Source organism: Microbacterium sp. Leaf203, assembly GCF_001421275.1.
Classification (GTDB): domain Bacteria; phylum Actinomycetota; class Actinomycetes; order Actinomycetales; family Microbacteriaceae; genus Microbacterium; species Microbacterium testaceum_A.
Window position 1 is genome coordinate 1008609 of sequence record NZ_LMKF01000022.1, and the last position, 14920, is coordinate 1023528.

The following is a 14920-nucleotide window of genomic DNA, read 5'->3' on the forward strand; positions in this document are numbered from 1 at the left end:
ACCAGTGCTCGAATCAACCACTTTCGATCAGATCCGTATCGGTCTGGCCACCGCCGACGACATCCGTCGTTGGTCCTTCGGTGAGGTCAAGAAGCCCGAGACGATCAACTACCGCACGCTGAAGCCCGAGAAGGACGGACTCTTCGGCGAGCAGATCTTCGGACCCTCCCGCGACTGGGAGTGCGCCTGCGGCAAGTACAAGCGCGTGCGCTTCAAGGGCATCGTCTGCGAGCGCTGCGGCGTCGAGGTCACCAAGTCCTCGGTCCGTCGCGAGCGCATGGGCCACATCGAGCTCGCCGCGCCCGTCACGCACATCTGGTACTTCAAGGGCGTGCCCTCGCGCCTCGGCTACCTGCTCGACATGGCGCCGAAGGACCTCGAGAAGGTCATCTACTTCGCCGCCTACATGGTGATCTCGGTCGACGAGGATGCTCGTCACCGCGACCTGGCCACGCAGGAGAACAACATCCGCCTCGAGCTGAAGACGCTCGGCGACCGTCGCGACGCCCGCGTCGCGGCCCGCCTCGCCAAGCTCGAGGAGGAGCTCGCCGCCCTCGAGGCGGAGGGTGCCAAGGCCGACCAGAAGAAGAAGGTCAAGGACGCCGCCGAGAAGGACATGACGGCGGCCCGCAAGAACGCCGACGAGCAGATCGCCAAGCTCGAGCGCGTGTGGGAGGACTTCCGCACGCTCGAGGTGGGCGCCCTGAAGCCCGAGGACGACGTGTTCCACGAGCTGCAGGACCGCTTCGGTCAGTACTTCGAGGCCCACATGGGCGCGGAGTCGATCAAGCGTCGCCTCGAGGCCTTCGACCTGCAGGCCGAGGCCGACAGCCTCCACCTGCAGATCTCTGAGGGCAAGGGCCAGCGCAAGATCCGCGCGATCAAGCGCCTCAAGGTCGTCAACTCGTTCCTGCAGACCGGCATGAGCCCGGCCTCGATGGTGCTGGATGTCGTCCCGGTGATCCCGCCGGAGCTTCGTCCCATGGTCCAGCTCGACGGTGGCCGCTTCGCGACCTCCGACCTGAACGACCTCTACCGTCGCGTGATCAACCGCAACAACCGCCTCCGTCGCCTGATCGACCTCGGTGCTCCCGAGATCATCGTCAACAACGAGAAGCGCATGCTGCAGGAGGCCGTCGACGCGCTGTTCGACAACGGCCGCCGTGGTCGCCCCGTCACCGGTACCGGCAACCGCGCCCTGAAGTCCCTGAGCGACATGCTCAAGGGAAAGCAGGGTCGCTTCCGCCAGAACCTGCTCGGAAAGCGCGTGGACTACTCGGGCCGTTCCGTCATCATCGTCGGACCCCAGCTCAAGCTCCACCAGTGCGGTCTGCCCAAGCAGATGGCGCTCGAGCTGTTCAAGCCGTTCGTCATCAAGCGCCTGATCGACCTCGGTCACTCGCAGAACATCAAGGCCGCCAAGCGCGCCGTCGAGCGCTACCGTCCCGAGGTCTGGGACGTGCTCGAGGAGATCATCCGCGAGCGCCCCGTGCTGCTGAACCGTGCACCCACCCTGCACCGTCTCGGCATCCAGGCGTTCGAGCCCCAGCTCGTCGAGGGCAAGGCGATCCAGCTGCACCCGCTCGTGTGCGCGGCGTTCAACGCCGACTTCGACGGTGACCAGATGGCCGTCCACCTGCCCCTGTCGGTCGAGGCCCAGGCCGAGGCGCGCGTGCTGATGCTCGCCTCGAACAACATCCTGAAGCCGTCGGACGGTCGCCCGGTGACCCTGCCCTCGCAGGACATGATCATCGGTCTGCACCACCTCACCACCCTCAAGGAGGGTGCGAAGGGCGAAGGCCGCGCGTTCGGTTCCGTGGGCGAGGCGATCCTGGCCAAGGACGAGGGCACCCTCGACCTGCAGGCCAAGGCGCGCATCCGCATCCCCGGCCTGACGTTCCTCGAGGGCCAGGCGCCCGAGGGTTACGACGTGCACGGTCTCGTCGACGCGTCGCTCGGACAGGCGATCTTCAACGACACGCTCCCCAAGGGCTACCCGTTCGTTCGCGAGCAGGCCGACAAGGGCAAGCTGTCGCAGATCGTCAACAAGCTGGCGGAGGAGTACCCCAAGGTCGAGGTCGCAGCATCGCTCGACCGGATCAAGGACGCCGGCTTCTACTGGGCCACCCGTTCGGGTGTCACGGTGGCGCTGAGCGACATCCTCACTCCGCCGAACAAGGCCGAGATCGTCGCCGGCTACGAGAAGCAGGCCGCGAAGGTCCAGGGCCAGTACGAGAAGGGTCTCACCACCGACGCCGAGCGTCGTCAGGAGCTCATCAAGATCTGGACCGAGGCCACCGACGAGGTCCAGAAGGCGATGCGGGACAACTTCCCCGCCGACAACACCATCAACCGCATGGTTTCGTCGGGCGCCCGTGGTAACTGGCTGCAGATCCGCAACATCGCGGGTATGCGAGGCCTGGTGAACAACCCCAAGGGTGAGATCATCCCGCGTCCGATCATCTCCTCGTACCGCGAGGGTCTGTCGGTCGCCGAGTACTTCATCGCGACGCACGGTGCCCGTAAGGGTCTGGCCGACACGGCCCTCCGTACGGCCGACTCGGGGTACCTCACGCGTCGTCTGGTCGACGTCTCGCAGGATGTCATCATCCGCGAGGAGGACTGCGGCACGTCGAAGGGCCTCGAGCTCCCGATCGCCGCGGCCGACTCGACCGGTTCGCTGGTCAAGGACGCCAACGTCGAGAACTCGGTGTTCGCTCGTACGCTCGCCACGGCGGTCGTCGACGCGCAGGGCACCGTGCTGGCCGAGGCCGGCGACGACGTGGGCGACGTGCTCATCGACAAGCTGGTTGCGGGTGGTGTCGAGACCATCAAGGTCCGCTCCGTCCTGACCTGCGACTCGGCGGTCGGTGTCTGCGCGAAGTGCTACGGCCGTTCGCTCGCCACCGGCAAGATCGTCGACATCGGCGAGGCCGTCGGCATCATCGCGGCCCAGTCGATCGGTGAGCCCGGTACCCAGCTGACGATGCGTACCTTCCACACCGGTGGTTCCGCCTCGGCGGACGACATCACGCAGGGTCTTCCGCGTGTGCAGGAGCTCTTCGAGGCCCGCACCCCCAAGGGTGCGTCGCCGATCGCCGAGGCCGACGGCCGCATCACGATCGACGAGACCGACAAGGCCAAGAAGGTCATCCTGACGCCCGACAACGGCGACGAGCCGGTGGTCTACCCCGTCCTGAAGCGCGCGACGCTCCTGGTCGAGGACGGCCAGCACGTCTCGGTCGGCGAGCCCCTCCAGGTCGGAACGCTCGACCCCAAGGAGGTCATGCGCGTGCAGGGTGCCCGCGAGGTGCAGAAGTACCTCGTCAACGGCGTCCAGGGCGTGTACCGCTCGCAGGGTGTGCCGATCCACGACAAGCACATCGAGGTCATCGTCCGACAGATGCTCCGCAAGGTCACCGTCGTCGATCACGCCGACACCGATCTGCTGCCCGGTGAGCTGGTGGACTTCAAGCGCTACCAGACCATCAACCGCGAGGCGGTCGGCGAGGGCAAGCGTCCCGCGTCGGGTCGTCCCGAGCTGATGGGTATCACGAAGGCGTCGCTCGCGACCGAGTCGTGGCTGTCGGCGGCATCGTTCCAGGAGACCACCCGCGTCCTGACGCAGGCGGCCATGGAGGGCAAGAGCGACCCGCTCGTCGGCCTCAAGGAGAACGTCATCATCGGAAAGCTCATCCCCGCCGGAACCGGACTTGCGAAGTACCGCAACGTCACGGTCGAGGCGACGGAAGAGGCGAAGAGCGAGCGGTACCCCAACCGCATCTTCGCTTCGGACGGCGCGTACAGCGACGCCGACCTGAGCTACGTCGACTTCGACAGCTTCTCGACGGACGACTTCACGCCCGGCACGTACAACTGATCGAGGCTCGGGAGGGCGGGTCGCCCGTCCTCCCGAACTCGACGGGAGGGATGCCACGCCCCGGCGCGGCATCCTGATCCCCGAAGGCCCCCGGCTCACGCCGGGGGCCTTCGTCGTGCTCGCGGCGTGTCGAGGCGCGGGGGAGGCACCTCGGTGCGCCTACCGTTGTGGTGGAGGAACGCATGGCCCGCATCGGGGGACGCAGCTTGTGGCTGGCATGGCCGGCGGGTCTGCTGTGCGCGGCCGCCGTCGCCGCTCTGGTGGTCATCGCCACCCCCGGCGTGCCGATGGCCGTGGGATTCGTGGGCGACACGCTGAGGGCCGCCACGGGGCGGCACGCGGCGGTCGAGACCACCCCTCCCGCGCCGGCTTCGGACTGCCGACACCTGTACTCGCAACCGCTGTGGTCCTCCCTCGTGTGGTCTCCACAGGCGTTGCTCTCCCAGCGGCGTACCGCGCCGGCGTCGACGCCCGAGGCGGTCGCCGCCGCCGCTCCGACGGTCGTGATCACCTGCCACTGGCGGGGCGAAGCCGGGCGTTCGATCGAGACGACCGTCTCGACGGTGACGCCCGAGGGGGCCGCAGCGGTCTCGACCACGCTCGCCGCACAGGGTTTCACGTGCGCGGTCGCGGCCGACACCACGCACTGCGAACGCGCCTCGGGCGAGCTCCACGAGGTCCACGATCTGCGTGCCGACCGGTGGGTGTCGTCGACGCTCTCCGGGTGGATGCCCGACGGGTACGCCGCGATCGTGGCATCCCACGCCTTCTTCGGCGAGTGACGGGGGAGCCCCCTCGCGGGGTCAGCCGCCGAAGACGGACGCGATGATGCTGCCGGTGTATCCCGTGGGGGCGAGGTTCGAGTACTGCGTGTCGATCAACACGCCGTCGCGCCAGTAAAGCGTCCGACCGTCGTTGACGGGGTAGGTCGGGTTGATCCAGGTCTTCTCGCAGCGCGTCCCCGCGTCGGGGGTGTAGCAGCTGAAGCCCTGGGTGTCGACGAGACCGTTCAGCATGTCGAGCGCGGGGCCGCGGTCCATGCGCGAGATGTGCGTGACGAGGCCTGTGGTGTCCGCCGCCGGATCGCGCCAGATGCAGATCAGCGAGCCGTCGGACTGCACGCCCGAGGGCCCGAGCGCGGGGTCGTTCAACGGAGTCTGGCCGAGCTGAGCCAGGACGTCGGCCGAGAGCATCGAGCGGCAGTCGGCCGGGATGCGGACGGCCGGTGCCGTCTGGGTGATCGTCGGGATGGGGGTCGGGCTGGACGACACGACCGGTGCCGCGGGGGTGGGCGCGGCGTCGTCTGCGGCAGGGGCGCACGCGCTCAGCGCGAGGAGGGTGGCGCCGGCGAGAGCCGCTGCGACGGCCGGACGGAGCAGGCGACGGGACATGGGAACACCCTAAGCCGCCCCACCGACACGGTCGAGAAAGACATCCCACGGCACGCCTGCACGGCGCCGCGGGATACCCGGGTTAGCCTTGCGCGGCAAGCACCGCGTGAGGAGACCCCATGAGCGACAACACGTCGGGCAGCGACCCCGTCGCTGAACCGAAGGCTTCGTACGGCGACCCCGTCGTCGAGCCGAAGGACGAAGCGCAGGATGTCGTCGGCCGAGCCCACGAGGGTCTCGCCGATGCCGAGGCCGCCCGCCGCGACGCGGTCGACCCCGCGACGGCCGAAGCCGCGTGGGACGAGCGTGAGGCGCACGAGCACGCCGCCTCCGCTCCGACGACGGCCCGCAGCGAGCACGCGGCTCCCGTCGTGCACGACGCGTCGCCGGTCGCCCCGCAGGGGTCCACGGCGTCCTCCGGGTCGGTCGACCTCGAGGACGAAGACGCCCGCTGGGCTGCGTACGCCGCCTCCGCGGAGCCGGGGCGCGACGACGTCCGCCGCGACGACGTCCGTCACGACGACACGACCGCGACGTCGCGCTACGACGACGCGAGCACGACGGCGTACCCCGCCGCCGGTGCCGCCGCCGCGGCCGCCGCCGCTCCCGTCGCCGAAGAGCCCACCCGCACGGTGGGCGGGGCGCAGCCGATCTTCGTGCAGGCGCCCGAAGCCCCTCGTCCCCGCAACAACCGGGGTGCGGCCGGTGCCATCGGCCTTCTCGCCGCTCTGGTCTTCGCGGTGCTGTATCTCGCCGCGACTCTCGGCTTGGGGCTGTTGACCGGCCGCACCGCCACCGCCGACCTCGGTCAGGCGGCCCTCTCGGCGCTGGCCACGTGGGACCTGTGGGTGCCCACCGTGGCGTTCTACTTCGGGTTCTGGTTCCTCGGCGCCCTGATCAACCGTGGGCGCTGGGGTCACTGGGTGGTCTGGGGTCTCGTCGTCGGTGTCGTGGCCTGGGCCGGGCACCTGCTCGGCGCCCTCTTCGCCGCGCCGTTCTGGGAGATCTCCCCCCGCCAGTCGGTCGAACTGCTCCAGAACAACGTCCTCGCCCCGCTCGCGATCGTCGCCTTCGTCCTCGGCCGCGAACTCACCATCTGGTTCGGCTCGTGGGTGTCGGCACGCGGTCGCCGCGTGACCGAGATCAACGCCGAAGCCCAGCGCGAGTACGAGCGCACCCTCGAGGCCGGTCCGCAGCTCTCGCAGCGCTGAGCCGGAGTCGATGACCAACGAACAGCGACCGGCGGGGGTTTCCCCGCCGGTCGCTGTCGTCTTCGCGTCCGTCGTCTTCATCGCCCTCTCGATCGGCGGCCTCGGGGTGACGAGCCTCGTCGTCGATGCCGATGTCATCCCCGTCGGCGGTCTCGGCGCGATCCCCGGCGTCATCGGTCAGGTGCTGGCCCTCGCGGGATTCGCGGCGACGCTGTGGTGGGGCCTTCGGGCCGATCCGCCCGGCTGGTTGACCGCCGTCCCGTGCGCCATCGCGGCCTATCTGGGCGAAGTACTCGGGGTCGTGCTCGGCGCTCTCGTCAGCGGGGCCGATCCGGTTCGCGGCGTCGCCGCGGCGCAAAGCGTCGCGCTGGGATTCCCCGGTCCGGTGGTGGCCGGCGCGGCTGTGCTGGCGGGACTCTTCGGCATCCTGCTGGTGCGGGCCCGCACGACGGGCCCGCGCTGGCGCTGGGAAGACGAGGACGAGGGCCCGTGAAGCGACCCGTGACGCGCGGGTCCGCCCGCATCCGCGTGTTCCCGGGCGTGTCGGGCTAGCGTAGGGGCGTGGAGCGGTCGCTCGAGAGCCAGGTCGGTCAGGCGGTGGACGCCTGGCTCCGTTGGCTGCCCCGGTGGGAGCCCGCGAACCACCGCGGACGTGTCGCTCCGTGCCGTCGGTGCTTCGGCTCGCCGGTCCTGTCGGCCGCGGGCCTCGGGTCCGATGTTCCGCACGGGGTGCAGCATGGCCTGTCGACGCGGGTGAAGGCGATCGTCGATCATGCGGTTGCCGAGTACACGTCCCGCAACCTCCCGATGCTGCAGGCCGAGCTCGACCAGCAGGCCGAACGCAACCGACGACGCTCCTACCGTCCGGCCGAGGGACTCGAACCCGAGTTCGACGGGATGCCGCTCGACCCCGACCCCGAGCCCGGATCACCCTTCCTCTTCACCCTGTCGGGCCTCGCGGCCGAAGAGGATGCGGCCATCCCCGCTCTTCCCCCGCTGTCGGATGCCGCGAAGGCGGCGCTGCGACAAGAGGTGGGCCTCGCCGACGATTACGCCAACATGATCGGCCGCGAAGTGTGCACGATCCTCCTCCATCACCGCCTCCGGATCCAGGCGGCGGTGGCGGAATTCGTCGAGCCGCAGATCGCCGCGCTGCTGGACGACCTCACCCGCTCGCTCGATGCGCCGTTCGATCCGCGCGACGTGGAGCCTCCGGCATCCTGAAGCTCTGTTCACAAGGGCACGGCGGGAGGCCGCGCTTTTGTTAGCATCAACGGGTTGTCCGCTTATCGAGTCGCGGACGCGTCTCAGGGGGAGGGGGCTCGATGCCGCAGCGCCTGCCGTCGTCGCCGCCCATCTTGCCCGGGCTCGCGTACATCCGACCACTGGGGTCCGGAGGATTCGCCGACGTCTTCCTCTACGGACAGGACATGCCGCGCCGCGACGTCGCGGTCAAGGTGCTTCCGAGCGATGTGCGCGACACCGATCTGCTGCGCATGTTCAATGCCGAGGCCGACGTCCTCGCCCATCTCTCGGCCCACCCCTCGATCGTCACCGTCTACCAGGCGGGGATCTCGGCCGACGGCCGGCCGTACATCGTCATGGAGTTCTGCCCGGGCTCGCTCGCTCAGCGTTACCGCGTCGAGCGCATGCCCGTGCCCGAGGTCCTCTCGATCGGCGTCCGCATGTCGGGGGCCCTCGAATCGGCGCACCACGCGGGACTCATCCACCGCGACGTGAAGCCGAGCAACATCCTCGTGACGACGTTCGGAGCCCCCGTCCTCGCCGACTTCGGTATCTCCTCGTCCCTCGTGCGCCAGGGGGCGAACGAGATGCTGGCGATGTCGGTGCCGTGGAGCGCTCCCGAGGTCGTCGCCGAGCAGACGGCCGGAACCGTGTCGAGCGAGGTGTGGAGCCTCGGCGCCACGATCTACTCTCTGCTCGCGGGGCAGAGCCCCTTCGAACGACGCGAGAAGGGGCAGAACTCCCGCGAGCAGTTGCGACGCCGCATCGCTCGCGCGACCTACACCGACATCACCCGCAGCGACGTCCCCGCCTCGCTGCAGGCGGTGCTCGCAAAGTCGATGTCCCGCAACCCCGCCGACCGGTACGCCAGCGCGCGTGAGTTCGGCGAGGCGCTCCAGGCCGTCCAGGTCGAGAGCGGCCTGCCCTCGACGCCGCTCGAGGTCCCCGCCGCCGAGTGGGCGCCCGCCGCTCGGGCGGTCGATTTCGCCGACGGGACGTTGCGCGGCCCGGCGCGGTCGCGCATCGAGCGCGAGGGTGGGCGCAAGCTCCGCGGCACCTCCGGCATGGCGGGCTATGTCCGCGACGAAGACACCGACATCGCCGCGCCAGCCTCGACCGGCTCCAAGGCGCTGCCGTGGATCCTCGCCTCGGCGACGCTCGTGACCGCGGGGGCCGTCGTCGTCGCCGCCTTGTTCGCCACGGGAGTCCTCCGGTGAAGCGCTCGACGATCGCGGGGTTGGCCTCGACCCTCGCCGCCGCCGCCCTCGTCATCACGGCGAGCATCGTGTGGCCCGGTCTCGACGCCCAGCAGACCCCCGAGGTCGACACGTCGGTGTGGGCGCTGCAGACCGGTGACGGCCAGCGCTACGCGCGCGTGAACACCACCGTCGGCGAACTCGACACCGTGCGCACGGCGGGCAACCCCAGCCAGGTGGTGCAGAGCGGTGACGGTGCCTACCTCTTCACCGACAGCTTCAGCAAGCTCACCCGGATCAACGAGGCTCAGCCCGTCGACCTGTCCGACGATCAGCTCGAGGCCGCCCCCGACACCCCGCCCGGTACGACATCGGTGGTCACGGCGGGCGACTACGCGGTGTATCGCACCGACACCGGCACGCTCTTCGCGAGCCGCCTGAGCCAGGCGGGGCAGAAGCCCACCGAGCTCGACCCCTTTGACACATCGCAGGACGAGAACGCGCCGTCCTACACCGCGGATGCCATCGCCCTCGACGCCCGCGGCATGCTCTTCGCCTACTCGTCCGCCGACGGCTCGGTCATCCGGTACGACATCGACGCCGACGAGCTGCGCGGCCGCGACGCGCTCGAGGCCGAGCTCGCGGCTCCCGTCCTCTCGGCGGCCGGGGACACCTGGGTGCTCGTCGACGCGGACGCCGGGCGAGTATGGGTCCGCGGCGCGGACCCCGTCACCATCGACGCGGCCGATCAGCTCGTGGTCGCCGATGCCGACGCCGACGCACGCGCGGTGTACGTGGCCGACGACCAGTCGCTGTGGAGCATCCCGGCAGACGGTTCCGAGCCCCGGCGCGAGGTCGGCGGCGGCGGCAACGTCCTCGGCCAGCCGGCCCGCCCCTTGTCGCACCAGGGCGTCGCGTACGCCGCCTGGCTCCTGCCGGGAGATGCACGCGGCACGCTGTGGCGCTCCGACCAGGGTGAGACCGACCTCGACTACGGCGGAGCGACCATGCCCGACCAGCGGCGGCCGGTCTTCGTCGCGACCGACCACGCCGTCATCCTGAACGAGACGCGCACGGGGTGGGTCTGGACCGTGCCCGACGGGGCTCTCGTCGCGTCCAGCCAGAACTGGTCGCTCGACGACCGCACCGAGCAGACCGCCGTGCAGAGCGACGAGAAGCTGAGCGTCGTCCTCGACCCGAAGCCGCCGATCGCCGAACCCGATTCGTTCGGCGTGCGGCCCGGTCGTCTCACGACGCTCCCCGTGCTCTTGAACGACCACGACCCCAACGAGGACGTCCTCAGCATTATCGCCGAGAGCGTCACGGGACTCGATCCGGGCTTCGGAACCCTCACGGTGACCGACGCCGGTCAGCGTCTCGCCGTGCGCGTCGCGCCGGGCGCGACCGGCAGCGCCACCTTCTCGTACGCGGTCACCGACGGTACCGCCGCCGACGGCTTGAACTCCGCCCCCGCCTCGGTGACCCTCTCGGTCTCGGCGCCCTCGTCGAACGCGGCACCCGTGTGGTGCGGCGTCGACAAGTGCCTGCAGCCCTGGCCGACCCCCGAGGTCGCTCGCGGCGGCACCATCACGGTCCCCGTCCTGCCCGGCTGGGTGGACCCCGACGGCGACCCGCTGCTGCTGCTCTCGGTGGACAACCCCGGCGGCGTGGGCACGGTCGCCGCGACCCCCGCGGGAGACGTGGTCTACCAGCACGCCGACGACGGCTCGGGCGGAGAGCAGAACATCCAGCTCGACGTCACCGTGGCCGACACCGAGGGGGCCGTGACGACCAAGCCCCTCGTCATCCGCGTGGCTCCCGATCCCACGTTGGCCGTCCAGTCCTTCGCGAAGATCGACACGGTCGGGTCGTCGGTCGCGGTCGATGTGGGCCCCCACGTGACCGGGACCGCCGGCAATGTCAGCCTCACCTCGGTCCGGGTCCTTGACGACGCCACCGCCACCGCGACGGTGGTCGGCGGCAGCACCACGTTCGACTTCTCGGCGAACCAGCCCGGCGTCTACCGCGTCGACTTCACCGTCAACGGCGGGGGTCGCGACGCGACGGGGACCGCGCGCATCACCCTGCTCCCCGCTGACGCGCCGGCGCAGCTGGCGACCTCCCCGGTCGTCGCGTTCGTCCGGCCTCAGGAGGACGCGACGCTCGACGTCTTCAGCGCGGTGTCGAACCCCACCGGTCGCGTGCTCCTGCTCAGCGACGTGGCCGGGACGGCCCAGGAGGGCGCCTCGCTCACCGTCGACACCGTGGGCCAGAACGACCTGCGCGTCTCGGGCAGCACCGCCGACGGCTCGGCGGGGCTGCTCGGCACCGTCGCGTACACCGTCAGCGACGGAACGGACGACGAGGGCTCGCGGGTGACGGGTGAGGCGACGGTCTATCTGCTCCCGCCGGCCCCCGAGATCGCTCCGATCGCGGTCGACGACAACGTCACGGTGCGCGTGGGTGCGCAGATCGACATCCCCGTCCTCGACAACGACATCTCACCGGCGGGCGGACGCCCGACGCTCGACCCCTCGAGCGTGCAGACCCAGCCGGCCAGCGATGCCCTCGCCTTCACCTCCGGGGGAGTGCTGCGCTACCTCGCCCCGACGACGCCGGGTTCGTACGAGGTGACGTACCGCGTCTACACGACCGGTACTCCGGCTCTCTGGGACGAAGCGACCGTGCACGTCACGGTCCTGGGCGGAGAGGCGAACCGCGCCCCCCTGCCCGACACCCTCGAGGGCCGCGTCCTCAGCGGCGGCACCGCCTCGATCGACTTCAAGGGTTTCGGTGTCGACCCCGACGGTGACGCCGTCACGCTCGACCGGATCGTCGCGCAGCCCAACCGCGGCACCGCCTCGATCTCGCCGGACGGGTCCAGCATCCTGTACTCCTCGGTCCCCGGTGACCGTGGTCAGGTGTCCTTCCGGTACCGCGTCTCGGACTCCTCGGGAGCGACGGGCGAGGGGACCGTCCGCATCGGCGTGCTCGATGCGCAGGCCAACCCCAGCCCCATCACCTTCACCGACTACGTGCAGGTGCAGGCCGGCGCTGACCGTACGATCCGCGTGAGCCCGCTGGCCAACGACATCGACCCCACGCAGGGGCGGCTCACGCTCACCGGCGTCCGTCCGGACCTGCCCGAGAAGCTCGTCGACGAGAGCGACAACCCTGAATACGCCCGCCTCAAGGGATACATCGACGCGGTGTCCGACACCGGCGTCGTCATCGAGGCGGGCGAACAGCCGGGAACGATGTCGTTCCTCTACGACGTCGCCTCCGACTCGGGAAACACCGGCCGCGGTCTCATCGTGGTCAAAGTCGTCCGAGAGAACGTGCCGGACTATCCCGTCGTCACCGACACCGTGCTGACGGTCGAGAACCGCGACGATTTCACCTCCGGCGTCGATGTGCTCGCGGGCAAAGCAACGTGGTCCGGCGGTGACGTCAGCGACCTCGACGTCTCGCTGTGGGGCACGCCCGCAGACGTCACGTTGAACGGTCGCCAGATCTCGGGCACCCTGCCCGCGACGCGACGCGTGATCCCGTTCGCCATCACCGGCCGCGTCGGCGACTCCGACGTGACCACGTACGCGTTCCTGCGCGTCCCCGGTGACGACGACCTGAGTCTCTCCCTGCGCCCGGGCGCCGCTCAGCGCGTCGACGAGCTCGCCTCGGTCGAGTTCGACATGGCAGGGCTCGTCGCGCTCCCACGCCGGGCGACGCTCGAGGTCGGCAGCGATGTCTCGGCGACCGGGGTGCGCGCCGAAGGACGGTGCTCCGTTACGGGGACGGTCGTCCGCTACGACGCCGGCGCCGGCTCCCCGTATACCGATGCCTGCCAGGTGCCGGTGCGCATCGCGGGCACCGAGGAATGGACGGTGGTGTCGGTGCCCATCGGCATCGTCGCGCGCGACCCTCAGCCCGAGCTCAAGCCCGGAGCCCTGACGGTCGGGCCCGGTGAGACGGCCACCTTCGATCTGCGCAATATGACGAGCTGGCAGCTGGGTCGCGAGGACTGGGACGGCATCCGCTACGCCCTGGACTACGGCGGATCCGCCTTCGGCGTGTCGCTCGACGGGTCGATCGTGACCGTCACGGGCAACGACCGCTCCGTTCCCGGCACCGAGAACGCCGCGATCATCTCGGTGACGAGCCACAACGCGGTCGCCCCGGCGCGCCTGGTGCTGCGCGTGGGTGCTGCTCCCTCGACCCTTCCGCAGGGAGGCACCACGTCGCAGCAGTGCTCGCAGGCCTCGGGCTCGAGCTGCACCATCGGTGTCGTCGGAACGAGCGGCGAGGTCAACCCGCTGCCGCGCACGCCCCTCGAGGTCGTCGACGTGCGCCCGACGGCTGCCTGCGCCGGCGTGAGCTTCGGCGTCGCCTCGGCCTCGGGCATCGTCGCCTCGTGGAGCGATGACGCCCCCGGCGCCACCTGCAGCGCGAGCGTCACGCTCCGCGACGCGCAGGGGCGCACGACGGCGTCGACGCGCGACGCCCGCGTGGTGCTCGACCTGCTCGGATTCCCGCGCCCGCCGGGGAGCGTGCGACAGACCGCTTACGCCGACGGCTCCCTCACCCTCCGCGTGGATCCGGGCGAGGCGCGACGCGCCTACCCCGCGATCTCGGGCTTCACCGTGCGGTCCAACGGCGCGGTCGTCGGCCAGTGCGGCGCGGACGGCACCTGTCCGCCGATCGCTGCTCCCAACGGCGAACAGCGCGAGTACGTCGTGACCGCGGTGAACAGCGTCGGCGAGTCCAAGGCGGCCGTGCGCACGACCGGGTGGGCGTACCGCCCGCCGAACGCACCGCAGGGCATGGACTTCACGCCGACGCAGACCGGGGGAGAGGGAAACCTCGCCGACCTCGTCATCAAGGGCGTCGACAGCGCCGAGACGGGGACCCTCGAGATCGCGAGCGCCGCGGGCGACAAGATCCAAGTGAGCGTCGGCCGCAACCAGGAGGTCGTGCAGGTCGCCCGCTTCCGCGTGGGTTCCAACTCGTCGACGCAGGTCACCGTCACCCCGATCTCGCGCTTCACCGTGCCTCCGGGTCTCGGTGGCGCCTCGGCGGGCAATCAGCTGAGCGCTATCGCGCACGGCGTCGGGGCACCGACCAATCCGACCCTCACGCTGACCTCGACCTCGAACGGAAACGGCACCTCGACCGTCGACGCCCGCGCGACCGCGCAGCAGAACGGCACGGATTCCGAGGTGCGGTTCAACATCGTGCAGAAGGGGCTGCCCTGCATCCCCCGCAGCGGTGGTGACACCCAGAGATTCACCGCACTCGGCGACGGCGAGACGTACACGTTCACGATGTGCGCGGAGTCGTGGTTCAACGGCCGGTCGTACGGCTCGGTGAGCCTGGACCAGCAGGTGAACGCCGAGCAGAGCAAGGCGGCGCCGAAGGGGTACACCTTCCGGGTCGGAGCGAAAGAGACGATCAAGGGCAATGAAGCACGGTGGTACATCGACCGCATCAACGATGGCGATCCGCCGCCGCGCTTCAACGACAAGAGATTCGTCAACTGGGGTCCGGGTAACACGATCTTCGACCGCGACCCGGAGATCCAGGTGTACTTCCAGCACCAGGTGTGGGGTACCCAGTCGCAGTACGGCGCCGTGACACCTGCGAGTGGGAGCGCCCCGTACCAGGTCCAGGCGTCATGGAAGGTGGCGAGCTGCGAGGGCGGCAAGACCCTCTCCGCGAACGGCTCCTCGAGCAATGACAAAGCCAAGGTCACCTTCAACTACGACAACGCCCGCTACTTCGACAAGAACGGCAATCAGCTCCCGCGTGCCGAGGGTGCGGCCGCAACGGCCGTCCCCGCCGAAGCCGCGAGCGTCGACAAAATCCGCGTCACCGTCGATTGGTCCGCTCAGGGCTGGAACCTCGATTCCGCGTCCACCGACTTCGGCGGCGAATGCAAGCCCAGCGCCTCCGCCCCGAAGCCCTCGTCCTGAGCCCTCCCGGCATCCCCATTCCCGCTCT

At 70.1% G+C, this 14920-nt stretch carries 8 protein-coding genes; 7 read left to right on the forward strand and 1 reads right to left on the reverse strand.

The annotated features are described in order from the left end of the window. Positions 1 to 4 precede the first annotated feature (4 nt). Positions 5 to 3880: a DNA-directed RNA polymerase subunit beta' gene (gene rpoC, locus ASE56_RS05845; protein WP_056226200.1), complete on the forward strand. Its 3876-nt coding sequence runs from the start codon at positions 5 to 7 to the stop codon at positions 3878 to 3880. Positions 3881 to 4062: 182 nt separating this feature from the next. Then, positions 4063 to 4662, forward strand: a complete 600-nt coding sequence (locus tag ASE56_RS05850) for a hypothetical protein (RefSeq protein ID WP_056226203.1) — start codon at positions 4063 to 4065, stop codon at positions 4660 to 4662. A gap of 21 nt (positions 4663 to 4683) precedes the next feature. Here ASE56_RS05850 and ASE56_RS05855 read toward each other — a convergent pair whose 3' ends face one another. Continuing rightward, the gene (locus ASE56_RS05855; protein WP_056226206.1) at positions 4684 to 5271 is read right to left on the reverse strand and encodes a hypothetical protein; all 588 of its coding nucleotides are present in this window, start codon (positions 5269 to 5271) and stop codon (positions 4684 to 4686) included. Between the two features lie 119 nt (positions 5272 to 5390). Between ASE56_RS05855 and ASE56_RS05860 the strand changes: the two genes are divergently transcribed. The 5 genes from ASE56_RS05860 (at position 5391) to ASE56_RS05880 (ending at position 14892) form a co-directional block, all read left to right on the forward strand. Next, a complete protein-coding gene (locus tag ASE56_RS05860; protein WP_056226209.1) occupies positions 5391 to 6482 on the forward strand; it encodes a hypothetical protein in 1092 nt (363 codons plus the stop codon). A gap of 10 nt (positions 6483 to 6492) precedes the next feature. After that, on the forward strand, positions 6493 to 6975 hold the full coding sequence (locus ASE56_RS05865; RefSeq protein WP_056226212.1) for a hypothetical protein: 483 nt from the start codon (positions 6493 to 6495) through the stop codon (positions 6973 to 6975). Between the two features lie 68 nt (positions 6976 to 7043). Continuing rightward, positions 7044 to 7706, forward strand: a complete 663-nt coding sequence (locus ASE56_RS05870) for a hypothetical protein (protein WP_056226214.1) — start codon at positions 7044 to 7046, stop codon at positions 7704 to 7706. 101 nt (positions 7707 to 7807) lie between these two features. After that, on the forward strand, positions 7808 to 8944 hold the full coding sequence (locus ASE56_RS05875; protein WP_056226218.1) for a serine/threonine-protein kinase: 1137 nt from the start codon (positions 7808 to 7810) through the stop codon (positions 8942 to 8944). Then, entirely contained in the window at positions 8941 to 14892 is a 5952-nt protein-coding gene (locus tag ASE56_RS05880) for an Ig-like domain-containing protein (RefSeq protein ID WP_056226221.1), read from the forward strand. The genes ASE56_RS05875 and ASE56_RS05880 overlap by 4 nt, the downstream gene beginning before the upstream one ends. The last annotated feature ends 28 nt before the right edge of the window (positions 14893 to 14920 follow it).

What these genes read in the sequence shown, in the direction of transcription:
- ASE56_RS05850 (WP_056226203.1), top strand. Translation starts at nt 4,063, where the DNA reads ATGGCCCGCATCGGGGGACGCAGCTTGTGGCTGGCATGGCCGGCGGGT.
- ASE56_RS05855 (WP_056226206.1), bottom strand. Translation starts at nt 5,271, where the DNA reads ATGTCCCGTCGCCTGCTCCGTCCGGCCGTCGCAGCGGCTCTCGCCGGC.
- ASE56_RS05860 (WP_056226209.1), top strand. Translation starts at nt 5,391, where the DNA reads ATGAGCGACAACACGTCGGGCAGCGACCCCGTCGCTGAACCGAAGGCT.
- ASE56_RS05865 (WP_056226212.1), top strand. Translation starts at nt 6,493, where the DNA reads ATGACCAACGAACAGCGACCGGCGGGGGTTTCCCCGCCGGTCGCTGTC.
- ASE56_RS05875 (WP_056226218.1), top strand. Translation starts at nt 7,808, where the DNA reads ATGCCGCAGCGCCTGCCGTCGTCGCCGCCCATCTTGCCCGGGCTCGCG.